21 protein-coding genes are annotated in these 24,010 nt (G+C 43.6%); 16 read left to right on the top strand and 5 right to left on the bottom strand.

The features are described 5' to 3' along the window. The first annotated feature begins 3 nt into the window (after positions 1-3). The 5 genes from THEIN_RS08840 (at position 4) to THEIN_RS08815 (ending at position 5,762) form a co-directional block, all read left to right on the top strand. Positions 4-2,502 carry an RIFT barrel domain-containing protein gene (locus THEIN_RS08840; RefSeq protein WP_013908334.1) on the top strand — a complete coding sequence of 833 codons (2,499 nt, stop codon included), beginning with the start codon at positions 4-6 and terminating at the stop codon, positions 2,500-2,502. 533 nt (positions 2,503-3,035) lie between these two features. Then, on the top strand, positions 3,036-3,494 hold the full coding sequence (locus THEIN_RS08830; RefSeq protein ID WP_013908333.1) for a pilus assembly FimT family protein: 459 nt from the start codon (positions 3,036-3,038) through the stop codon (positions 3,492-3,494). After that, a complete protein-coding gene (locus tag THEIN_RS08825; RefSeq protein ID WP_013908332.1) occupies positions 3,491-3,886 on the top strand; it encodes a type II secretion system protein in 396 nt (131 codons plus the stop codon). Before THEIN_RS08830 ends, THEIN_RS08825 begins: the two co-directional genes overlap by 4 nt. Beyond that, on the top strand, positions 3,876-4,415 hold the full coding sequence (locus THEIN_RS08820) for a PilW family protein (RefSeq protein WP_013908331.1): 540 nt from the start codon (positions 3,876-3,878) through the stop codon (positions 4,413-4,415). Before THEIN_RS08825 ends, THEIN_RS08820 begins: the two co-directional genes overlap by 11 nt. A 15-nt stretch (positions 4,416-4,430) precedes the next feature. After that, a complete protein-coding gene (locus THEIN_RS08815; RefSeq protein WP_013908330.1) occupies positions 4,431-5,762 on the top strand; it encodes a hypothetical protein in 1,332 nt (443 codons plus the stop codon). Positions 5,763-6,230: 468 nt separating this feature from the next. On the opposite strand, the gene THEIN_RS08810 is transcribed toward THEIN_RS08815, so the two are convergent. After that, positions 6,231-6,668 (bottom strand): CoA-binding protein, encoded by a 438-nt coding sequence (locus THEIN_RS08810; protein ID WP_013908329.1) that lies wholly within the window; start codon positions 6,666-6,668, stop codon positions 6,231-6,233. Positions 6,669-7,627: 959 nt separating this feature from the next. Between THEIN_RS08810 and THEIN_RS11740 the strand changes: the two genes are divergently transcribed. Beyond that, positions 7,628-10,609, top strand: coding sequence for a ChaN family lipoprotein (locus THEIN_RS11740; RefSeq protein ID WP_013908327.1), 2,982 nt, complete (start codon positions 7,628-7,630; stop codon positions 10,607-10,609). A 47-nt stretch (positions 10,610-10,656) separates the two neighbouring features. On the opposite strand, the gene THEIN_RS12485 is transcribed toward THEIN_RS11740, so the two are convergent. Continuing rightward, positions 10,657-10,782, bottom strand: coding sequence for a hypothetical protein (locus THEIN_RS12485; protein WP_013908326.1), 126 nt, complete (start codon positions 10,780-10,782; stop codon positions 10,657-10,659). A gap of 192 nt (positions 10,783-10,974) precedes the next feature. Here THEIN_RS12485 and THEIN_RS08795 point away from each other — a divergent pair, with 192 nt between their 5' ends. Further along, positions 10,975-11,316 (top strand): hypothetical protein, encoded by a 342-nt coding sequence (locus THEIN_RS08795; RefSeq protein ID WP_013908325.1) that lies wholly within the window; start codon positions 10,975-10,977, stop codon positions 11,314-11,316. A 46-nt stretch (positions 11,317-11,362) separates the two neighbouring features. On the opposite strand, the gene THEIN_RS08790 is transcribed toward THEIN_RS08795, so the two are convergent. Beyond that, positions 11,363-11,635 (bottom strand): HU family DNA-binding protein, encoded by a 273-nt coding sequence (locus tag THEIN_RS08790; RefSeq protein WP_013908324.1) that lies wholly within the window; start codon positions 11,633-11,635, stop codon positions 11,363-11,365. A gap of 263 nt (positions 11,636-11,898) precedes the next feature. Between THEIN_RS08790 and THEIN_RS08785 the strand changes: the two genes are divergently transcribed. The 6 genes from THEIN_RS08785 (at position 11,899) to THEIN_RS08765 (ending at position 16,904) form a co-directional block, all read left to right on the top strand. Further along, positions 11,899-13,170: an OmpP1/FadL family transporter gene (locus THEIN_RS08785; protein ID WP_013908323.1), complete on the top strand. Its 1,272-nt coding sequence runs from the start codon at positions 11,899-11,901 to the stop codon at positions 13,168-13,170. Between the two features lie 204 nt (positions 13,171-13,374). Further along, on the top strand, positions 13,375-13,911 hold the full coding sequence (locus THEIN_RS11735; protein ID WP_052299065.1) for a YceD family protein: 537 nt from the start codon (positions 13,375-13,377) through the stop codon (positions 13,909-13,911). Positions 13,912-13,939: 28 nt separating this feature from the next. After that, positions 13,940-14,128, top strand: a complete 189-nt coding sequence (rpmF, locus tag THEIN_RS12070) for a 50S ribosomal protein L32 (protein ID WP_013908321.1) — start codon at positions 13,940-13,942, stop codon at positions 14,126-14,128. Positions 14,129-14,137: 9 nt separating this feature from the next. Then, entirely contained in the window at positions 14,138-15,160 is a 1,023-nt protein-coding gene (plsX, locus tag THEIN_RS08775) for a phosphate acyltransferase PlsX (RefSeq protein WP_041435300.1), read from the top strand. Then, a complete protein-coding gene (locus THEIN_RS08770; protein ID WP_013908319.1) occupies positions 15,157-16,140 on the top strand; it encodes a beta-ketoacyl-ACP synthase III in 984 nt (327 codons plus the stop codon). The genes plsX and THEIN_RS08770 overlap by 4 nt, the downstream gene beginning before the upstream one ends. A gap of 2 nt (positions 16,141-16,142) precedes the next feature. Then, positions 16,143-16,904, top strand: coding sequence for an RNA methyltransferase (locus THEIN_RS08765; protein ID WP_148236953.1), 762 nt, complete (start codon positions 16,143-16,145; stop codon positions 16,902-16,904). 317 nt (positions 16,905-17,221) lie between these two features. Here THEIN_RS08765 and THEIN_RS08760 read toward each other — a convergent pair whose 3' ends face one another. Continuing rightward, positions 17,222-17,911, bottom strand: coding sequence for a flagellar brake protein (locus tag THEIN_RS08760; RefSeq protein WP_013908317.1), 690 nt, complete (start codon positions 17,909-17,911; stop codon positions 17,222-17,224). Beyond that, on the bottom strand, positions 17,908-20,619 hold the full coding sequence (gene polA, locus THEIN_RS08755; protein WP_013908316.1) for a DNA polymerase I: 2,712 nt from the start codon (positions 20,617-20,619) through the stop codon (positions 17,908-17,910). Before polA ends, THEIN_RS08760 begins: the two co-directional genes overlap by 4 nt. On the opposite strand from polA, the gene THEIN_RS08750 reads away from it, so the two are divergent. Genes THEIN_RS08750 through hemW form a run of 3 tightly spaced genes read left to right on the top strand, consistent with a single transcriptional unit; the run spans position 20,611 to position 23,987 of the window. Then, positions 20,611-21,324, top strand: a complete 714-nt coding sequence (locus THEIN_RS08750) for an HD domain-containing protein (protein ID WP_217125038.1) — start codon at positions 20,611-20,613, stop codon at positions 21,322-21,324. The genes polA and THEIN_RS08750 overlap by 9 nt on opposite strands. Next, the gene (locus tag THEIN_RS08745) at positions 21,325-22,857 is read left to right on the top strand and encodes a hydantoinase B/oxoprolinase family protein (RefSeq protein WP_013908314.1); all 1,533 of its coding nucleotides are present in this window, start codon (positions 21,325-21,327) and stop codon (positions 22,855-22,857) included. Continuing rightward, positions 22,848-23,987, top strand: a complete 1,140-nt coding sequence (hemW, locus tag THEIN_RS08740; protein WP_013908313.1) for a radical SAM family heme chaperone HemW — start codon at positions 22,848-22,850, stop codon at positions 23,985-23,987. The genes THEIN_RS08745 and hemW overlap by 10 nt, the downstream gene beginning before the upstream one ends. The last annotated feature ends 23 nt before the right edge of the window (positions 23,988-24,010 follow it).

Below are 24,010 nucleotides of genomic sequence, written 5' to 3'. Positions count from 1 at the left end.
AGTATGACTAAAAAGTTAACTTATATAACCCTACAGGAAAAAGCCGGTATCAAGCGTGTAAAGGAACCCGTTTCTTTTGGCCTTCCGTTACCAAAGGGGTTAGTTAAAAATCCAAAACAACTGGTAATTCTTGATTCTCAAGAAAGCCAGCTAACAAGCCAATGGGAGCCAACCCTCCTGTGGCCCGACGGGAGTCTAAAATGGGTTTTGGGAAATTTCTTAGCCGATCTTAAACCAGGTGAAAAGAAAAATTATGCCATCGCTCTCGTAGAAACCCATTCAAAGCTTAAAAGTTCATTTGTTATTCGGCAGACTGAAAACGAAATTAATATAAACAACGGCCAAACTTCTATTCTAATTTCCAAATTATCGTCTTTTCTGGAAAATATCTTTTTAAACAGCACGCCTCTTTTTGCTAAAACAAAATGGCAGGTTATAGGAAGTAAAGATAAGGAAACCTCTCTCAAAATAAAATCGTTAGCAATAGAAGAAAGCGGCCCGTTAAAAGTTGTTATCGGTATAAAGGGGCAAATATCCTCGCCAAAACGGGATTTGCACCTGCTATTTTACCAAAGGTTTACTTTTTGGGCTGGGCTTTCCCTGGTAAAAATTGAGTTTACCGTAAGAAACCCGCGCCGGGCCAAACACAAAGGCGGTTACTGGGACCTGGGAGACCCTGGTTCCATGTACATAAAAGACCTTTCTCTTGTTTTATGGCCTTCACAGCCGGCTGAAACAATACTTTTTTCCACGGAAACATCTAACCCTTTTCAAGAAACAGTTCCACCTTTTGAAATTTATCAAGACTCAAGTGGCGGAAAATTATGGCAAAGTCCGGTCCATGTGAACAAAGATGGTATTGTTTCTCTTACCTTTAAAGGATATCGCCTAAAAGCGGGCCATTCGGAAACTTACGGACTAAGGGCCAGCCCACTAGTCAAAATATTGACGAAAGACAAAACAGAAATTAGCTTGGCCGTACCTTATTTCTGGCAAAATTTCCCAAAAGCTATAAAAGTTGAAAAAGATTTAATCTGTATTTCCCTCTTCCCAAAAGAATTCAATGATTTGCACGAAGTCCAAGGGGGAGAGCAAAAAACTCACGAATTCTGGCTGGCTTTTGGCGATGAGAAATACCCGGCCCCAGAATTGGCCTGGACCTATTCTCCGATTACGCCGATACTAGACCCGAATTGGATCAGCCAGACAGAGGCGGTTTTATATTTCTCCGAAAACCAGGGAGACAAAAATTACAACAAAATAACTCAAGAAGCTGTTGAGGGGGAAAATTCATTTTTTATCAAACGCGAAAAAATAGACGAATACGGCTGGCGAAACTTTGGCGACGTCTATGCTGACCACGAAACGATTTTTCATAAAGGAAAGCGACCACTAGTTTCTCACTACAACAACCAGTATGACCTGATTTACAGCTTTTTAATACAATTTTTGCGCACTGGGGATATCCGCTGGTTCAATCTGGGCCATGAGCTCGCCAGGCACGTTTACGACATAGACGTCTATCACACAGAAGAAGATAAACAGGCGTATAATAATGGCCTTTTCTGGCATACTTTTCATTACGTAGATGCTTATCGTTCAACTCACCGCTGCTATTCGCGTGACGCCGGTATAACCGGAGGCGGCCCTTCCAACGAACATCTATACTCTTCAGGACTTCTTCTTTACTACTTGCTAACAGGAGACCCCAGGGCTAAAGAGGTAGTAATCAAATTTGGTGAGCACGTTATAGAGATGGACAAGCCTCTTAAATTCTTGCGCTGGCTTGATAATAGCCCAAGTGGGCTTGCCAGCCAGACCCGCGACCCCTGGTATCACGGCCCGGGACGCGGAGCCGGAAATTCCATCAATTGTCTTTTAGACGCTTACCAGCTAACGCGTGATAGGAAATTTTTGGCCAAAGCCGAAGAGCTTATTCGCCGCTGTATCCACCCCAGAGACGATATTGAAGCCCGTGAACTACGAAAACCTGAAAAACGCTGGTCATACACGGTGTTTCTGCAGGTTCTTGGCAAGTACTTGCTTTTAAAACACGAATGGAATGAACTTGACTATATGTTTGCTTATGGTCGGGAATCTCTATTACATTACGCCCGCTGGATGGCCAAAAATGAATACATTTACCTTGATAAGCCCGAACTTTTAGAATATCCCACTGAGACCTGGGCCGCCCAGGAAATACGCAAGGCCGAAGTGTTTAATCTGGCTGCTTATTTTTCCTCTGCTACCAATGAAAGAAAACTTTTTTTGGAAAAAGCTAAATTCTTTTACCAGGAAAGCCTTGAGCGCTTGCTATCTTTTTCTACCTGGAGTTTTACCAGGCCTTTAGCCATTATTTTGCAAAGTGGCTTTAGTTTCTACTGGTTTGAAAAACTAGCTCCTCCCAAATGGCCTGAAGAAAATTACGATTTTGGAGAACCAGAAAACTTTGTTCCTCAAAAGATACGCGTAAAGAAAAAACTACTCTGGTGGAAAAGATAATTTGGACTGCCTTTACGAAAAGCTTAATCTTTTTACTTGTTTTGTATTTGTCTTAACCGCATGCTCGGCAGAAATTGACTTTCAAGCTAAAGAAGTTCAAGAAGTTACTGTCTATTACAAGAATTATTTTGATAACGACAAAGGCGGCTTTCGTCCATCCAAAAAGCCAAGGTGCGGCTTACTGCCGATACAATTTCCGGAAAGGCCCTATAAATTATCTGTAAGAGACCTTTGTAAAATTCAGAAAACAGGGATTGCTTCGTCCCTGACAGGGCCTCGCAAGATACCCACCCTGTCACTGCGAAGAGGCCCGCAAGGCCGACGAAGCAGTCTCTGAGATTGCTTTGCCACGAGATTGCTTCGCCCCTGACAGGGCTCGCAATACCCTCTCCCTTTGTAAAAACTCTCGGATTTAAAATAACCACCCTGTAAAACAAAGCATTTCCAATGACATACGGGGAAAATAGTAATTTTTAAACTCCTACCCTCCCCCAGCCGATAAGTTTTAAAAGAGACCATCTTTAAGGGTGGAGATGAGCAAACTAATACACAACAAAAAAATACGATATGTGGGCCTAACCTTAGTGGAACTAGTTCTAGTTATTGCTATTCTGGCGATACTGGCCAGTGTGGCCATTCCAAAAATCAATACATGGATAAAACAGGCCAAAACAAAAAAGGCCGCTTATCAAGTATTAAGTGATATTCAGTATGTCCAATCCATGGCTTTGGCTAAAGGAGAAAGTAAAATAACTTTTAATACTAATAATTATATAGCAGAAGTACCAATTGGAACCACTTTATTTACGAAAATATTAGAAAATGGAATAACTATATCGGCAACTTTTTTTTCAACTTCTAACGAATTAATATTTCAAAGAAATAAACTTCCAACTTCAAACGGCACCATAGAAATTTCAGGATACGGAGTAACCTATAAAATATTAGTTAATCATATAACTGGAAGAATTCGCCTGGAGAAAATATCATGAAAGGATTTACACTAGTAGAATGCTTAGTGGCCATGGTCATACTAATAATAATAGTAGCGGGTCTGGGACCGCTGATGATTAATAACATAAGATCAGCCAAAATTAATGAAATTAGAGAAGAAACACTATATCAGTGCAACAAAGTATTGTCACATTTGATATCACTTAAATTTGACGACTCATGTTTAGCAATTGGAATCGACAAATCGTGTGCAGTTGATACGAGCTTATGCTGTGGAGATGAAGCTGGAAACAACAATATAAAATGGAAAGTAACAAATGGCCCAGTAGCTAACACAAAAGAAATAACTGTCACCGGAAATTTTTATTACTCAAATTATATGGGACAAGTAACATTAAAGTATATAAAAGGTGACTGGAATGAAAACTAAACATAACAAAAAAGGCTTAACATTAGTAGAATTGTTAGTGGCTATGATAGTGTCACTTTTAGTCATTATGGCAGGGACTATATTCTGGATTCAGCAAAACAAAATTACCGCCAAAGTGATAGATAAAACCTATGCCGAACAGGTCGTATTCCAGATAGCCGAGATAATAAGTTCAGACTTAAGAAAGGCAGGATACGGGAACCCCCCTGATCCAATTGAATATAGTAATGGCATACTAACTATAGAGTATGTTGATTATGAAGAACCAACATGTGAGAATGAGACATGGAATAGTACCATTTCCAGTTGTAACACAACTATAAAATACAAACTAGAAGATTATACCTTAAAAAGAGATTTGAATGGAAGTGGCTTTCAAGCTATGAATGACCCTCAAAAAATAAAAATTAATACCTTTGATATAACAACAAATAGCACCGAAAAAACCGTTGAATTCAAAATTGAGGCTGAAGCAGCATTGGGGAATTTTACCATAACAAATAAAGTTTATTGCCGTAATTGGAAATAGATAAGGAGGAATATCATGAATAAAAAAGCTTTTACCTTTGTAACGACACTTGGCATAATGCTAGTCTTAACAATAACTGGCACCTTAACAACCAATATGATTATTAATCGCACTAAGGGCAATAAAATCACCAAAGATGCCATTATAGCCCTACGCATCGCCGAAAGCGGTACGGAAATCGCTTTGACTAAAGTTAAAGAAGGTAAAGATGAAACTGAAATTGATGGGATTTATAATATTATAGGTGGAACTGCAAAGATAGATTATGATCCTTCAAATAAAACCATAACTTCTGAAGGAAGATATAACGAGGCAAAAAGAAAAGTCGTAGTGAATTTTGATAATAAAAAAGATTTTTATCCTTTTGCTATAAATGGGAAATTAACTATAAATAACTTCCAAGATACAGGATCTGGAAATTGGACAGATGCTGTAATTGCCGCTAAAAAGCTAGATATACCTGAAGAAGATTTTAAAAATGCCGGATTTGATTTAATAACTCCATCACAATTAGATCTTCCTAAAGCCGCAGATTTAAATATCGTTTATCCAGATCAAAGTGAATGTGACTATGGCAACTACAGCGACAATCAGACATTTACAAAAGACTTATCTGATCAGAATAGTGATGATAAGATTATAGTATGCGGCCAAAATATTACACTAGATGACACATTAATTAAATTCAACAATAATCTAACAATTGCAGCAACAGCAAATATCTACTTTACAAAAGGCACCACACTAAAAAGAGATAATACTGGACCAACTGTTTGGTTAAAACTAATATCAGGAGGGAAAATTTATTTTGAAGATAATACTAATATAGACTTTGCTGGTGCAGACGATGGATTTAATATCTTAATTTATTCTGAACAAGGAATAGAAGGTCTTGATAGCACTGGACAGTGGCTTTCAATTTCTGGTAATCAAAATAAAGAAAATGTATCAAATGTATTCATAATTACACCCGGTAATATAATTATTAATAGAGATTTGGTAGACGATACAGCTACCACTAAAAAGGATGTAAACTTTTTAATCTGGGCAGATAAAGGAGTAGGTAGTGAAAATGGAGGTTTTGACATCAGTGGTTCTTCTAATACTTTCAGAAATTTTTCTATTATTGTGGCAGATGGAGATGCTTATTTTGATAAATGGTCTTTTAGTGGAAGCGAAGAAAGAAGCGGCCTAACATATGAAGAAATTGTAAAATATTGCAATAATGTAGATGAAAATGGTAACTCTTTAGGAATTCCTGAATCTTTTAGGCAAATTTATTGTCAATTAAAAGAACAAATTGATAATGCTGGAGATATTAAAATTGTAAGCTGGAAAACTTACTAATAGAGACCTTTGCAAAATATTTATTTAAGAGACTGCTTCGCCCATATTGGCTCGCAGTGACAGATAGAAAATAGGCTCGCAGTGATAACCACAAAGAGTCATTGTATGGTTTTAATTTAACACTGTCATTGCGAGGCCTTAATTAACACTGTCATTGCGAGGTCTCGCTAGAGGCCGAAGCAATCCCAGGGACTGCTTCGCTTGTCCCGAGCACAGCGAAGGGATCTCCCCTACGGGCCTCCTCGCAGTGACAGAGGTGGTGTCATTGAGAGGCTGAGCCAGCAGCCGAAGCAATCCCTGTCGCGAAGCGCTAAGCGCTGTGGCGATCAATCTATATTTTCCTGAATTTTGCAAAGATCTCTAATAAGCGAATCGGGCCCTACAGAGACAGCACCTAAATCGCTACGGGGCCTTTCATAAAAGCTAAAGCGACCTTAGCAAAAGTCTCCTAAAAAACCTTTAATACATTTAAGAAGCACCCGCTAAATGGACTTTCTTGAAACACAGGTTCATGACGATGCGGGCGCCTTTTTGATGGGCTAGCTTCTGGGCTTCTTCATTAACAATGCCTTCCTGGAGCCAAATGTTTTTTATCCCTCTAGACAAGGCCTCCTCTACAATAGGAAGAACCAGGTCAGACCTTCGGAAAATAATGGCCGTGTCAACTTTTTCTCCCTCAGAGATAGCCGAAATGGAAGGATAACATTTTTGGCCGAGAATCTCTTTTTGGCCGGGATTTACCGGGATGACTTTGAATCCCTTTTCCAGAAGGTATTTCATTACCTGATGACTCGGGCGTTCTTCTTTAGGACTGGCCCCTACCAAAGCGATAGTTTTAGTTTCTGAAACAATTTGTAAAGCCTCTTCGGGAATATTTGAATAATCAGGTAGTTTGCAGTTTTCCATATTTTTCCACTATAGCTAAGCAAACATTTCCTGCAACTTTAAAAATTTGAGAGACTGCTTCGCCTGTCCCGAGCGCCAGCGAAGGGATCTCCCTTCGGCTCCTCGCAGTGACGATTTGGGGAGATGGCTCCTCCCAGTGACGGGTGGGGGTGTCATTGCGAGCCGCGCCCTTTATTTTGTCGTTGCGAGGCTGCGTTAGCAGCCGAAGCAATCCCTGAGACTACTGCGCTTAGCTCGCAGTGATACTATAGTTGATAGCCGATGGCAAATGGCAACCCATTAACAAACTTGCCCCTATACTTAGCTCAAATATTAAATTAAAATCTTTCCAATCATGAAAGCATTTTTTACATTACAAAACATCATTGCCAGGCAACGCAGTTATTACGGCGAAGTAATTTTGTCATTGCTTATAAACAAAGTGCCCAGACGGGGTCATTACAAAATGGCCCGCAGGACCGACAAAGTAGCCCAGCTGTGCTATTACGAAGAGGTCTGCAGAGCCGGCGAAGTAATCTATGAGACTGCTTCGTCGCGCATACGCGCTCCTTGCAGTGACGGTTGGGGAAGCCTCCTCGTAGTGACAGAATGGAGAAGGCTCCTCTCGGTGACAAGTAGGGGGCTATCATTGCGAGCCGCGCCCTTTATTTTGTCGTTGCGAGGCTGCGTTAGCAGCCGAAGCAATCCTTGTCGCGAGGCGACACAGTCGCCGTGGCGATCTCTCATCCAAGAGACTGCTTCGCTCCACTCGCAGTGACAGGTGAGAAAGGCCCCTCGCAGTGACAGAATGGAGAAGGCTCCGCTCGCAGTGACAGAAAGGGAAAGGCCCCTCGCAGTGACGATTTGGGGGAGATAGCTCCTCGCTGTGACGGAATGGGTGTTGGCTACTTGCCGTAACAGGGTAGAAAATAATCATTTGTGTTGTGCTCCCTATAATAACAATTTTAAAGGGGTGAAAAATGAAAAATCTATTCAAAAAACTTCAAATGCTCGTAGTTCTTTTTTTATTTGTGTTACTGGTTCCCGGCCTATGCCAGGCGAAATCCCTTTTAATTCCTTTTGTCTCACTTGAAGCCTCACTAAAACCTGAAAAAAATCTCATAGAGGGAAAGGCCGAAATTAAAACTCCCCCTGGCCAAGATGTGTCGCTTAATCTTTCGGGTTTAAAAGTTAAAAAATTTTATATAAACGGGAAACGTATCTCTCCGCCCCAAAAATATATAAATCTTTCTCCATCTAATTCGCCCCAGCACTTAAAAATTGAATTTTCAGCCAGATTTACGAATCTTCCCAATATTATTTCTGAAAGGGCTATTGTGCTTACCGGAAACTGGTTCCCGTCTGTAGAAGGCCTGGCCCACTACGATATAAAAATAACCTTACCCAAAAAGTTTGTAGCCATAGCTCCAAGTGACGAAATCAAAATAAAATCCGGCAGGAAAAATACTTATCATTTTGTTTTTAAACATCCTCAGGAAAGGCCACCCCTCGTGGCTGGCCCTTATTTTACCTACCAGGAAAAATATAAAAAGTTGACCCTTGCCGTTTATTTGTTTGAAAAAAACGCCAACCTGGCCCAGGCCTATCTTAACCAGATAAAAAAAACTATAAACGAATATGAATCCCTGATTGGCCCCTATCCTTACCGCCGCTTTGCCGTAGTAGAAAATATTTTTCAAACCGGCTACGCCTTCCCTACTTTTACCCTCATAGGCAGCCGCTTATTACCTTTGCCTTTTATCCGCGAGACATCGCTTCCCCACGAGATCCTTCATAACTGGTTTGGTTGCGGAGTTTATGTGGATTGGTCTAAAGGAAACTGGAGTGAAGGCCTGGTTACTTACCTGGCTGACCATCGCCTGGCGGAAAAGAAAGGAGAAGGTGCGTTATACAGACATCGCTTACTGGTTAATTATCAAAGCTATGTTACCCCTGAAAGAGATTTCCCCTTGAAAATGTTTATCGGCCGTAAAGACCGGGCCTCTCAGGCCATTGGGTACGGAAAGGGAGCGCTCTTTTTCCACATGCTTCGCCAAAAATTGGGAGACAAGGCCTTTTTTGATGGGCTAAAGCTTTTTTACCAGGAAAATCTCTTTAAATACGCCTCCTGGGAAGACATCAAAAAGGCCTTTGAAAAAGAAACCAATTCCAATCTGCATACTTTCTTCAGCGAATGGCTTGAGCGAACAGGCCTTCCCAAACTAAACCTTGTCAAAGAAAGGGTTATTCCCCTAAAAAATGACGAATATTTGGTGGCTTTGCGCGTAACCCAGGAAAAACCTTATTATCAGCTATCCGTGCCGGTGGAAGTGATTTCCGAAAAAGAAACAAAGTCCATACAAGCTAAAATTTCCGGCCCGCAAGCAAGGCTCGATGTAAAAATAAAAGGAAAACCCCTTAAGGCCGTGCTAGACCAAAATTATGATTTGGCCAGAATCCTGACTGAACCCGAATTTCCTCCGGTTTTGGCACGACTCTTCGGTAGAAAAGGCTTTATCGTTGTTCCTAGCCAAATAATTCTTGATCGCTACAAGCCGCTCGTCTCGTTTTTAGAAAAGCGAGGCTATATTTTAAGCCCTAACTTTATTTCTCCTGACGAAGTAACGGAAAACATTGTGTATCTGGATACTATTCCAGAGAAATATAAAAACCTTTTTCCCCAGGCCGAAGGCAATTTTTATTTGCTCACTGTAGAAAACCCGGAAAATCCGTCTCAGATTATTGCTCTTGCTCAAACCACGAGCACTCAGGAGATTCAACGAGTGCTTCACAAACTGGAACATCTTGGCCGCTATCAAGGAATTTGTTCTAATAACGGTGTTTTAACAACCAAAATAGAACCGACTTTTGAAAAAGGGATAAAAGTAAATTTAGACTTTGATGTAAAAGGATTGGCCTTGAAAGAACTCAATTCCATAGAAAGTATTGCCAGAGCTGTTTCTTTAAAAAAAGTCATCTTTTTAGGAGAACGGCACGATCGCTATGAACAGCACCTGGCTCAGCTGGAAATCATCAAATGGTTACACGAACACGGCCGTCCCATTGCCATAGGTTTGGAGATGTTCCAGCGCCCCTTCCAGCAAGCTCTTGACGACTACATTGCCGGACGCATAGGTGAAGATGAATTCTTGCGCCAGAGTGAATACTTCAAAAGATGGGGCTATAACTGGAAGCTATATAAGCCCATAATTGACTACGCCCGCGAAAATAAGATTCCGTTGGTAGCTTTAAACGCTCCCAAGGAAATAACGGATAAAGTAGCCAAAGAAGGCATAGGCGCCCTTTCTCCTGAAGAAAAGGCCCAGGTTCCCGAAATTGACCGCCAAAATCTAGCCTACCAAGAATTTTTGCGTTTTGTTTTTGAACATCATGAAAATAGCAGTGGTAAGATAAAAAATTTTGAGACGTTTTACGAAGCCCAGCTTGTGTGGGACGAAACCATGGCCCAGAGCATTGTCAATTATCTTGAGAAGCATCCCGATAAACAAATGGTTGTTCTGGTAGGAAGCGGCCATGTTGTTTACGGCTACGGAATTCCATCTCGTGTAGCCAGAAGAGGCATAAAAGATTACGCCATCATCCTTTTAGGGCCTGAAGAAGCCCTTAACCCAGCCATGGCCGATTACGTGCTCTTCCCTGAGCCCAAAGAGGCCCCTTTTGCGGCCAAACTTGGTGTCCTGATAGAAGAAAAGCCTAATGGCCTCCTCATCAAAAAAGTTTTTCCCGACACCCCAGCTAAAAAGGCAGGGCTAAAAGAAGGAGACGTTATCATAAAAGCTGATAAACAGGACATAAACGACCTAGCTGACCTAAAAGCCATACTGGCCGTAAAAAAACCTGATGACCATGTGCTCATAACAATTTTACGCAAAGGGAAAGCTATTAATATAAAAGTTGGGCCATTTAAGACTAAAAATAAAAGTGAAAAACTGGCAAAATAAAATGTTTAAAAAATTTTTCAGCCCTTGTCCTGAGCGAAGCGAAAGATCTAGATACCAAAGCAGTCCTTGTGGCGATGCACAAATGGCGTCGCGGCGATCTCAGCCTGTGAGATTACTTCGTCGGCCCTACGGGCCTCCTCGTAATGACCCGGCTGGGTCACTTCGTCGCGCATTCTCACTCCTCGTAATGACATTTTCTCATTGTCACTGCGAGCGTAGCGAAGCAGTCTTAGGGGGCACTTCGTCAGGACTTTCGAGCCCCTCGTGGTGTCCCTAATTGACAAGAAATCTAATATTCTGGTAGGCGCAGGTAACAAGGCTTGAAACAACTTGAAAACTTGGAAATTCACAAATAGGAGTAGAAGATGCAAAACTTCGTGGTAGATAACCTAAATCAGGAAGAAGTGGCTAAACTGGAAAAAGTCCTTCAAGAGAAAACAAAACCTTCGCCAATAGGCGGGCTCTACTGGATAGAAATACCTGAAAACATTTTAGCTCCTATCCAGATTAAACATAAAGAATGTGGGCCGCACTACTTTGCCGTAGAAATAGGAGAGGACTTTATTAGCTTTGAATTTTTAGTACGCAATTTCAAGAGTATGCGCTGCGAGTGTATTGCTCCAGCTACTCCAGCCCAGAAGCTTTTTCTCATTGAAAAAGCCAAAGAAATCTTTGCTTTAGCTGGGGTCCATTTTCACCGAGGATAAGCAAAGCGAGGGGCTTTGATTCCCCTCGCCTACTAAAAGTTTTGAATTAACCTACGGCTTCTTCTAATTTGCTACCAGGCTTAAACTTGACGACTTTGCGAGCAGGAATCTTAATCTGCTCACCTGTGCGGGGGTTACGGCCCATCCTTTCAGCCCTTTCTACTACGGTGAAAGTGCCAAAACCTACTAGGGTAACCTTGTCTCCATTTTTAAGGGCTTCGGTCACCGCTTCCATAAAAGCATTTAAAGCCTTTTCAGCTGTAACCTTGGGCAAATCCGCAATTTCAGCCATGCGATTGACCAATTCGGCCTTGTTCATAAACACCCTCCTTTACAATAATATCTTCTTGGTTTGGAAGACTAAGAATCTTTCTAGTTTCTTATGGTAAAAATACGCTCAGGTCAACCCAAAAATATCTTAAAAATTAATTCTTTCAAAAAAATTTTTAATATCTAATCTTTAGTAAACTTCTAGGGTTTTCGGGGGACAGGCAAAATTAAATTACAAAAGTCTAATCGGGTTTATTGACAAAGCCTTTATTTTTGCTTTTAAAAAGTCCTAAAACCTAATTAGGAGGGGCTATGAAAAAGAGTTTAGGTTTGTTTTTGGCTATTTTATTGTTATCTGTGGGCAATACTTGTACTTGGGGAGCAGGGTTTCAGCTTTTTAATGAAGGTTCTGCTCGGGTAATGGGTCTTGGAGCGGCGGTTACTGCCAGAAGCGACATGGTGGAATCTGCCTGGTACAACCCTTCAGCCGCAGCTTTCTTTTCTGGGCCAGAGATGCTGGCCGGAATGGCGCTGGTAAAACCTTCTTTTACTTATAAGGATAAATCTGGCGAAGAATACGAAATGGTAAAACACGTGCATCCTCTGCCATTTTTTTATGGAATTTTTCCGGTAAATAATAGAGTTTCTCTTTCTTTTTCTTTTAACCTTCCGTATGGGCTTGCAACTGATTGGCCTAATGATTGGCCAGGTAGATACGACGCTGATTATACCAGCCTTAAGACTTTTTTCTGGGTACCGAGTATTTCTTTTAAATTGAATGACAAGCTTTCAATAGCCGTTGGAGCCCAGCTAGTTTACGCCGATGCCGAAATGGAGAAAGCTCTCTTAACCACAACAGGAGACGTTAGATCAAAACTTGAAGGAGATGATTATGCCAGTGGCTGGCTGGCTGCCCTTACCTTTAAACCCTGGAAGCATACCACTTTTGGCCTTATTTATCGTTCCAAAATAGATCTGGATTTAGATGGAAAGGTAACCTATCAAAATGTACCTCCCAATCCTCAATTTTTATATAATAGCACGCTATTACCTGCTCAATTCATAAACGGTAAAGGAGAGGTACTTCTCACTTTACCGGCCACTTTTTCTTTTGGCGTGGCCACTACTATAGTTCCCCGCTGGATATTGAGTGCTGATCTCCTCTGGAGTGGCTGGTCTGCGTATGAAAAGCTAACTTACAAATTCGAATATTTACCATACCTTGGAATAGAGGGCACCAAAGTAGATGAAAAAAATTGGCATGATCGCTGGGCCATACGTTTAGGAGCTGAGTATGCCCTTAAGCCTCAATGGAAGCTACGCTTTGGCTACGTTTATGACCCTTCACCCATAGATGATTACACCCGCGGTCCCGAACTCCCCACTAGCGATCGCCATCTATTTAACATCGGTGTGGGATACCTGAAGGGCAACTTGGAATTAGACGCCGCCTATACTTATCTCATAATGGAAGAGACATCTACGCCACCGGCAGGCTCGCCTGGAAATGAATACGGAAATCTAGATGGTCAATATGATGGCGACACACACATATTCAGCGTAGATGTAAGATATAAATTCTAGCGAGAGGCCCCTTTACGGGGCTTCTCCACAGAAACATTTACAAAACCCTCACAAATATCACTTAATCTGCCGAAAAGGTATCCTAACCATCCGTGACAAAAAAGTTACAGGGGTTTATTTCGAGTAAAATTGCAGTAAAATAGAATCATTCCTCTTAGAAGCTTCTAAAGGAATTCAATTTGTTCTGTGACAAAAGTTAAAGCTATGAATAGAGACGAATTAAAAATTAAATTTGAAGATATTCCCCCTGAAGGGTTAGACATAGCCTTTGAAGACAAACGGGGTGACCTGATAAAAGACTGCTACCCCATTTTAAAGCCTATCCGGGCCAGTGTTCACCTTCAGCGCTGGGGAATTGATGTAAAAGTTACCGGGCAGGTAGAGACCGAAGTAGCCCTTCCGTGTGACCGCTGTCTCAAAGAATTTTCCTTCCCTATCAAGGGAAGAATCGACGTACTCCTTGAACCGCGGGCAGTACTTTCCCGCATGAAGGAAGAGTTGAGACTTACTAAAGATGACCTTGACGTCATCTTTTTTGATGGTCACACCATAGAGGTTGATGAAGTGGTCCGTGAAGAGATACTTTTAGCCATTCCCATGCGTAAGCTCTGTCATGAGAAATGTAAAGGTCTTTGCCCTATTTGTGGTAAAGATTTGAACGAAGGGGCTTGCCAATGTAAAAGAGACGTGCGAGAATCCCCCTTTGCAGTTCTAAAGAAGCTTATGGCCTCATCTGGCTAGTTTTTGGAAGAAAGGAGGTTCGGCAAAAATGGCAGTACCTAAGAGAAAATCTTCTCGTTCTCGTCGTGGTATGCGTCGGGCTCACAAAAGTCTTAAAGCGCCAGCGGTAAGCGTGTGCCCCAAGTGTAAGTCACCCAAACTTCCTCATCGTGTTTGCCCTTCATGTGGCACTTATCGGGGTAAAGTATTCTTGAGCATGGAGGAAGAGGAGCTTTAGAAGGTGGCTATTTGGGTAGCCTTAGACGCTATGGGGGGTGATTTTGCCCCCCAGGCCACGATAGAAGGAGCGCTCTGGGCAGTTAAAGAATTTTCCGAATTAGGGGTTTATCTGGTAGGTAAACCCGAGGTTTTAACCCCTCTTCTCAAAAAAAAATCCCATAAGCGTCTAAAAATAGTCCCTGCCAGCCAAATAGTTGGCATGGATGAGTCTCCTATAGAGGCCCTCCGCAACAAGCCCGATTCTTCTATTAGAAAGGCCTTTGAACTGGTAAAAGAGCAAGAGGCCAAAGCTGTAGTAAGCGCGGGGAATTCCGGAGCCGTACTGGTAACCGCCCTTTTTGTACTGGGACGATTAAAAGGCGTTTCAAGACCAGCCATTGCCACCGTGCTCCCTACCATAAAAGGCTACGCTGTACTCATTGATTCTGGGGCTAATGTGGATTGTAAACCACGTCATCTTTTGCAATTTGCTTACATGGGAAACGTCTTTGCCGAAAGGATCCTCGGTTACAAATCCCCTAGAATTGGTCTTCTCTCCATTGGTGAAGAAAGCGGCAAGGGCAACACTTTAGTTAAACAAACTCATGACCTCTTAAAAAAGAGCAGGCTTAACTACGCTGGCAATATTGAAGGGCGTGATTTTTTCCGCGGAGACGTAGAAGTCATTGTTTGTGACGGCTTTGTGGGAAACGTGTGCTTAAAACTCTCTGAAGGTCTAGCTGAAACTTTGATGACCATGATGGCCAAAGAAATCAAGAAACACAAATTAGCCGTCCTTGGTTTTACGCTGGCCAGACCTGCCCTTAAAAAATTCAAAAAATTTATTGACTGGCGTGAGAGAGGCGGCGCTCCACTTTTAGGTGTTAATGGAGAGGTGATAATTACCCACGGCCGTTCAGACGCCAAGGCCATTAAAAATGCCCTGCGCACGGCCCTTGGTTTTGTTAAACAAAATATTACCGATAAAATTAAAGAAGCCCTAGAGGCTGAATCTCAATCTAAAAATTTAGAGCAGGTTAGTGAAAAATGAAAACTGGTGCTATGTTCAAAGGGTTGGGGGTGGCTCTTCCGTCACGAGTTTTGACTAACCAGGACCTTGAAAAAATGGTTGACACCAGTGACGAATGGATTACCCAGCGCACAGGCATAAAAGAAAGACATATCGTAGGGCCTGGGGAGTCAAATAGCAAACTGGCCGTAGAAGCGGCTAAAAAGGCCCTGGCCAAGGCAGAGATTGCCCCTGAAGAACTGGATTTAATCATTGTGGCTACCTTGACGCCTGACTATCTCATGCCCTCAGTGGCCGTATTGGTACAGGACCAGCTTGGTGCTAAAAATGCCGGCGCCTTTGATGTAGCAGCCACTTGTTCTGGGTTCATCTACGGTGTTTCCATCGCTGACCAATTCATAAGAGTTGACCCTAGTAAAAAAATCCTGGTTATCGGTAGCGAAGTGCTCTCCCACAAAGTCAACTGGGAAGACCGCACCACCTGTGTACTTTTTGGTGATGGTGCAGGGGCCGCGGTTTTGACTGGGCCAGAAGATAACCGAGGGGTTTTGTCCACTCACCTCCACGCTGACGGAAGCCTCTGGCATCTTTTGACCATAAAAGGCTGTGGCTCTCTTTATCCCCCTTGCAGTGATGATTTACCACGAGAAGAATACTTCATCCGCATGCAAGGAAGAGAAGTTTTTAAACACGCGGTAAGGGCCATGGAAGAAGTAGCCCTTGAGGCCCTTCAAAAGAACAATTGTTCACCAGATGACTTGGCATTGGTAGTGCCTCATCAAGCCAATATCAGAATAATTGAAGCCCTGCGTGAGAGACTCGGACTTCCGCGGGAAAAGGTCTATGTAAATGTTCACAAGTACGGCAACACCTCAGCGGCAAGTATCCCCTTAGCCCTAGCTGAAGCCGAAGAAGAAGGCCGGCTTAAACCAGGAAACTTGGTTCTTTTGGTGGCCTTTGGTGGTGGCTTCACCTGGGCGAGCGCCCTTATCCGCTGGTAAGTATGCAAATTCGCCCACGAGCACAAAGAACTACCGCTAAAATGGAAAACATAGCGGTAGTTTTGGTAGAGACCTTATATCCTGAAAACATAGGCTCAGCCGCCAGGGCCTGTGCTAATTTTGGGGTAAAAGACCTCATAGTGGTAAAGCCTAAAAGTCTGGACCGGGAAAAGATGCAAGCCATGGCCACCAAAAGTGGCTTACCTGTTCTTGAAAACATAAAAATTTTTGAAAATCTGGAAGAAGCCCTGGCTCCCTTTAACTACGTTGTAGGTACTACCGCTCGCCTTGGCCGCCAGCGCAAGGTTTTTGAAACCATAAGAGAAGCAGCTCCTGACCTGGTTACTCTTTCTCAAAACAATAAAATCGCTATACTTTTCGGCAACGAACGCTGGGGTCTTACCAATGAAGACCTTTACCATTGCCACCGGGTGGTAACCATTCCTACTACTGAAGCGGCTTCTTTAAATGTAGCCCAAGCCGTGGTCATTATCCTTTATGAGCTTTTTAATCAGGAAGTAGAAGTTCCTTTTAAAAAGCCAAAGCTTGCTACCTCGGCTGAGCTTGAACCCATGTATCGCCTTTTGAAAGAAACCCTTGAGGCCATTGATTACGTGCCCCATGATAACGTTACCCTCTGGATGACTACTATAAGGCGGTTTCTTTCGCGTTTAGAATTAACTTCGCAGGAAGTGCGTATTATTCAGGGTTTTTGCCGCAACCTACTCTGGCATTTACGCGAAAAAGATAAAAAGACATCGTGAGAGCCAAAGTGAAGCTATACTACGCATAACCGTTAGAGACTGCTTCGCTACGCTCGCAGTGACGGGTGGGAGTGCTCCTCGCAGTGACAGAAGAGGGTGCTCCTCGCAGTGACAATGAGGGGTGTCATTGCGAGCCCCATCAGAGGCGAAGCAATCTCAGGGTCTGCTTCGTCGCTCATTCGCTCCTCGCAGTGACGGAATGGCTAAGGACTTATGGCTAAGGGCTAAGGATAAATGGCTGTTACCCAAAATTTTTTGACCATTGACACCTAGGGCCTCTCCTCTCACCACAGGTAGAATATTAGCTATGCAAAAATTTAGGGCTTTCTCAGTTCTATTTCGCGGCGGATGGTGTAACGCAAAAAGGGTTCTCTTTCCCTTTCGTTTTCAAAAAGAAATTCAATGCCGTAAAGTTTTTTAGGTCCGCGAGGCACTTCACGGGCAATCCTGGCCTTGGCCACCCGTAGCTCCTGGTCATAAGGCTTATTGGCCGAAAGGTTCAAATTTAAAACCAGATTTTCAATCAAATCACCTACAGCAAGGGTTTCCTTCTTAGGAAGAACAATGGCCGTGCCACAGGCACTTATATCAACCACGTCTCCGGTATATTCCTTCCCTTTGTATTCAAAAGTAGCTTTAGAACCGTCAGGGGTGCTTACCCGATAAAAGCGGCGCCTCTCCAGACGGAAGTATTCTTTAGGAACATCAGTGATGACCAGATTCTCTTCATAATCAGTACCCAATATCCTAACTTTGAAGGAATGATGAATCTTATCGCCGTCTTGATAGATAATCCTGGCTATTTTTAAGTCATCGCGCCAGGGGCGAGGCAAGTCAAAAAAGAGTCTATTTTTGTTAACTTTAACCAAAATAGTCGGCCCAGAACGGAAACCCGCCGTGGCAAACTGCACCCAGTAGGCGTTTTCTTTCAAATCTTTTAGCAAAATCTCTATAATTCTTTTGTCTGTAGTGCGTTCGTAGCCCTGGTCAAAATACTGCCAGCTCATGCCTTTGCCTCTGCCCAATTTTTCCCTATTGCCAGGTTTACTTTTAGAGGAACCTTCAATTCAACCACTCCTTCCATGATTTGTCGGACAATTGGCTGGATTTCTTCAATCTCTTTTTCAGGCACTTCAAAAAGAAGTTCGTCGTGCACCTGAAGAAGCATCCTTGTCCCAAAGCCTTTTTCTTTAAAAATCCGGTGAATTTTTATCATGGCGAGCTTGATAATATCAGCGGCTGTCCCCTGAATAGGAGTGTTTATAGCCGTGCGCTCGGCAAACTCGCGCGCCGTACGATTAGGGCTATTGATGTCAGGAAGAGGCCTTTTGCGTCCGAAAAGGGTCTCCACGTAGCCCTTTTCTCGGGCTTCAGCCACGATTTGTTCCATATAGCGTTTCACACCTGGGTAGCGTTCAAAATAGCGCTCAATAAAGGCCTTGGCCTCACGGCGGCCAATTTTGAGTTCTTTCGCCAGACCGTAAGGACTCATGCCGTAAACAATGCCAAAGTTTATAGTCTTGGCCATACGCCGCATCTCAGGAGTTACTTCTTCTGGCGGGATACCAAAAATTTCTGCAGCCGTGCGCCGGTGAATGTCTTCCCCCTGCCAGAAGGCCTTAATCAAGGTTTCATCTCCCGAGTAATGGGCTAAAACTCGCAGATCAATCTGAGAATAGTCAGCTGAGAGAAAAAGAAAGCCCTCCTCCGGCACAAAGGCCTGGCGAATCTTAAGCCCCTCTTCACCACGCACAGGAATATTTTGAAGATTAGGGTCACTGCTTGAAAGTCTTCCAGTGGCCGTAACCGTCTGGTTAAAGGAAGTATGAAGACGACCAGTTTCAGGATTAACCATCTTCGGGAGGGCATCAACATAAGTAGATTTGAGTTTAGCCAGAGTTCTATACTCAAGTATCAGACGCGGAAGTTCGTGGACCGCAGAAAGTTCCTCTAATACTTCGTTATCCGTTGAATAGGCCGTTTTTTTTGGGGTCTTTTTAACCGTAGGGAGTTTTAGCTTTTCAAATAAAATCTGGCCCAGTTGTTTGCTGGAATTGATATTAAATTTTTCACCAGCCAGGGTGTAAATTTTTTCTTCAAGCTCCTTTAACTTTTCAGCCATTTCTCGCGAAAGTCCTCTAAGATAGGCGGTGTCAATCTTAATACCTACCATTTCCATGTGGGCCAAAACTTCTATTAAAGGTCGATCAATTTCCGTAAAGACCTTCCAGAGGCTTTCCTCTTTGAGTTTGGGCCAGAAATATTGATAAAGCAGATAGGTAACGTGGGCGTCTTCACAGGCGTAAACTTTTGCCTTTTCAAGAGGGACCCTGGCAAAGCTCTCTCCTTTGGCCAGTTCTTTAGTCACTTCCTTGTAAGAAATCATGGTATGCCCCAGGACCTCTTCGGCCAGCTCATCAAGGCCGTGGGTACGACGTGTTGGATCAAGGAGATACGAAGCCAGCATGGTATCCCCTTCAAGGCCCTTTAAAGTTACGCCGTAGCGAGCAAGAATAATCAAGTCATACTTGATATTGTGGCCTATCTTTTTAACTGAGGGGTCTTCAATGAGGCTGGCCAGATGAGTAAAGGCCTCCCAGGGAAGCTGCTTTTGGGCCTCAAGGCCTTCATGTCTAAAAGGGAAATAATAGGCTTTGGGCGGGTTAAAACAAAGCGAGACCCCTACTATTTTCCCACGCATGGGGTCTTTCGTATCACTTTCAAGGTCAATAGCCACCACTTCGGCCCCTTTGGCCTTTTCTACAATTTCTTTTACTTTATCCGGGTCAAGAACCAGCTCGTACTGGTCATACGAAAGGGTTTTAGTAGCTGGAAGTTCCTTTAAGAGCTTTTTAAATTCAAGCTCAAGGAAGAGTTCCCTTAGTTTTAGGGCATTTAATGGCCGTTTGCGGTAAAAATCAGGCTCAAGGGGGATTGGGGCTTTGGCCTCAAGCTCAACCAGTTTTTTGGAAATAAGGGCGTCTCCGGCGTGTTTGATGAGGTTTTCACGCAAGCGCTTTTGTTTTATTTCTTCGGCATGGTTAAGGACTTCTTCAAGGGAACCGTATTCTTTTATGAGCCTTAGGGCCGTTTTTTCACCAATACCCGGAACCCCTGGCACGTTATCAATGCTATCGCCGGCAAGGGCCCTTACATCAAGGAGCTTTTTAGGTTCAATGCCAAAACGTTTCTTTATCCAGCTTTCGTCAATCAGTTCGTCTTTCATGGGGTCCCACATGACAACTTTCTCTGAAATAAGGGGGAACAAATCTTTATCTCCACCAACGATGACAATTGGTCTTTCCATACGAGTGGCAATAGCGGCGATGAGATCGTCAGCTTCAAAGCCTTCTATTTCAAGAATAGGGACTCCAAAGGCCCTGGTTACCTCTTTGATATAGGGAATCTGGACGGAAAGATCATCTGGCATGGGTGGGCGGTTGGCTTTGTATTCTTTGTACATCTCGTGGCGAAAAGTAGGCCCTTTGGCGTCAAAGCACACCACCACATACTCAGGGTTCATCTCACGCAAAAGCTTTAAAAGCATCTGGGTAAACCCAAAGACCGCCTTGGTTGGGAGCCCTTTGCGGTTTGATAGATGCCCTCTTATGGCATAGTAAGCCCGGTAAACAAAAGAACTCCCGTCAATAACGAAGATGGGGTCTTTATCATCTTTAAATGGTAATTTTTTAGGAAACAAACTTTTTTGAGCCATAAACTTCCTACCCATTTGCAAATTTGTTCTCTCTTGTTACTAATCTTTTTAGTGGGAATCGTAAACGAAAAACTCTGGAAAAATTTGCTAAAGGAAGCTGAACGCCTTTACGAGGCAAACGGCGGAAGCCATCGGTTTGACCACGTAATGCGCGTTTTACGCCTGGCTGAACACCTGGCCAAGGCAGAAGGAGCAGACCTTGACGTGGTTAAAGTAGCCGCGCTTTTTCACGATATAGGCCGGGCTGAAGAAAAGCGCACCAAAGGCCAAGTGTGCCACGCCGCTTACGGGGCTGAACAGGTAAAGAAAATACTTGCCCGTTACAAATTGCCGGCTGATTTCATTGAAAAGGTAGCTGAGGCCATAGCCACCCATCGTTTTCGGAGCAAAGTGCGGCCTAAAACCCTTGAAGCCAAAGTCCTTTTTGATGCGGATAAACTTGATGCCCTGGGGGCCGTAGGCATTGGCCGGGCCTTTCTCTTTGCCGGGGAAGTGGGAGCAAGGCTCCATAACCCCGAAGTTGATCTTTCTAAGACCGAATCTTATTCCCGAGAAGATACGGCCTGGCGGGAATTCAAACTCAAGCTTTCTAGAATTAAAGACCACTTGCTTACTGAAGAAGGCCGTCGTCTGGCCGAAGAACGCTACCGTTTTATGGAAAAATTTTTTGAGCGTCTTCATAAAGAAGTAGCCGGAGAGCTTTAAATGCGTGAAGAAATAGAAATCACTATATTCAATTCCTTGCTTTCAGCCATTGCTGAAGAGATGGGCATAGTGCTGCAAAAGTCGTCTTTCTCGGCCAATATCAAAGAGCGGCGGGACTTTTCCTGTGCCATTTTTGATGGAAAAGGCCGTCTTATCGCCCAGGCCGCTCATATACCCGTGCACCTTGGGGCCATGCCTCACACCCTAGCCGCGGTGCGGGAGACACTTACTTTGAATCCAGGAGATGTGGCTATTACCAACGACCCTTACGCTGGCGGCACCCATCTGCCAGACATCACCCTGATAAAACCGGTTTACCACGGAGAAGAAATAGCCTTCTATCTTACGGTCAGGGCCCATCACGCCGATGTAGGCGGAAAGGCCCCAGGCTCTATGCCGCTTGCCACTCACATTGAAGAAGAAGGTGTTCTCATTCGCCCGCAAAAACTCATCAAAACCGGAGAACTAAATGAAACTTTCTTTCGCGATTTCTTGAGGAAAGTGAGAAACCCGGCTGAACGTGAGGGCGATTTAAGGGCCCAGATCGCGGCCCTCCACCGCGGGGAGCTGCGTCTAAAAGAACTTATTTCCAGGTACGGCCTTTCTTTTCTTAAAGAACGGCTGGCCATGCTTCTCAATCACAGTGAGATTTACATGCGAACCCTAATTCAAGAAATTCCTGATGGTTCTTATTATTTTGAAGATTTTTTAGATGATGACGGACTCAATAAAGAACCCATTCCCATTAAAGTGCGGGTAAACATCAAAGGAGAGAAGGCCATTATTGATTTTAAAGGCAGCGCCCACCAGGTGGCCACGGGACTAAACGCTGTTTATGCGGTTACCTGTGCTGCAGTTTACTACGTATTTTTTGCCCTGGCGCGGGGAAATATTCCGCAAAACCAGGGGGCTTTTGAACCGTTAGAGGTTATTACCGAGCCAGAAACCGTGGTTGACGCCCGCTACCCTGCTCCAGTAGCTGCTGGAAACGTAGAAACTTCACAGCGAATCGTAGATACTATTTTAGGGGCCTTAGCCCAGGCCATACCTGAAGAAATACCCGCGGCTTCCTGTGGTAGCATGAACAACTTTGCCTTTGGTACTGAAGACTTTTCTTATTACGAGACCATAGGGGGAGGCATGGGCGCAAGGCCCGGGAAGCCAGGGCTTTCTGGCGTGCACACCCACATGACCAACACCTTAAATACCCCTATTGAAGCCCTTGAAAGGGAATTCCCCGTGCTGGTAGAAAGATATGGCCTGCGTGCTCGCTCCGGGGGGACAGGCAAATTTCGAGGCGGCGATGGCCTTATAAGGCGCTTTCGTTTTCTAAAGCCATTAACCGTGACTATTCTTTCGGAAAGGCGACGCCTGGCCCCTTATGGACTTTACGGAGGGAAGCCCGGCCGCCGTGGTCAGAACATCTTAGAAAAAGAAGGTCGCAAACGTAAGCTTCCTGGAAAAGTAACCCTTAAAGTTGCTCCTGGTGACGTAATAGAGATACGCACCCCTGGAGGAGGCGGTTGGGGATAGAAGCTGCTCTTTACGTGCACATCCCCTTTTGCCGTACCAAATGCCCTTATTGTGATTTTTATTCCCTGCCCTTCCCTGATCCAGAAAAAATTCCAGTCAAAGAATTTCTTCACGCCCTGAAAAAAGAAATTAGTCTTTGGCAGCCGCTGGTTGAAACTTACGAATTTGTAACCTTTTACGTGGGTGGCGGCACACCTTCGCTTATCCCGCCTGCTTTTTATCAAGAACTTTTTGCGTTTTTAAAGGCCAGTTTAAACTTCAGGCCAGAAGAAGCCACTATAGAAGTAAACCCCGAGGGCTTAACTTTTGAGGCCTTATCAGACTACCGAAAAATCTTTAACCGTATAAGCATTGGCGCCCAAAGTTTTACGGAAAAAGGATTAAAGGCCCTTGGCCGCAGGCATTCGGTTGACGATACCCAAAAAGCCATTTCCCTTGCCAGAAAAGCAGGCTTTAGTAATCTTTCTCTGGACATGATTTATGCCTGGCCGGGCGAAACTTTAAAAGAGCTAGAACACGAATTGGAACTTTTATTTTCGTTTGAACCGCAACACGTATCCTGTTATGAACTGACCCCTGAACCAGACACCCCGCTATGGCAGGCTATAAAGCGGAAAAAGATTACCCTTTTGCCTGAAGAACAAATAATCGAATTTTTCTGGCTTATTCACGACTTTTTAGAAGATAAAGGTTTTGAGCATTACGAAATATCCAACTACGCCAAACCCGGGTATCAGTGTAAGCACAACCTTTTTTACTGGCAGGCGCGCCCATATCTAGGCTTAGGCCCGGGAGGCGCTTCCTTTTTAGAAAACAAGCGCTTTAAAAATCAGGAAAATCTTGTTGGGTATCTTGAGGCCTTGAGGCAGGAACATTTCCCTCCTCGTGATGAAGAAACTTTAGACGCCGAGGCCAGGTTTCGCGAAGCAGTGATCCTCAGTTTAAGGTTACTTAAAGGCATAAGTTTGTCGGAATTTAAAAGGCGCTTCGATTTTGATGTGCTTGATTACTATGGAGAAATTATTGAAAAGTTGGTAAGAAATGGACTTTTAATTTTAGAAAAGGATAGACTGCGTCTTAGCCGAAAAGGACTTTTATTATCAAACTTAGTTTTCCGGGAGCTGGTATAGTGGTGCATTTAACTCTTTTCAAA

Source organism: Thermodesulfatator indicus DSM 15286 (assembly GCF_000217795.1).
GTDB lineage: Bacteria > Desulfobacterota > Thermodesulfobacteria > Thermodesulfobacteriales > Thermodesulfatatoraceae > Thermodesulfatator > Thermodesulfatator indicus.
The sequence above is the reverse complement of the archived record's forward strand: the minus strand, read 5'-3'. Positions and strand labels throughout refer to the sequence as shown.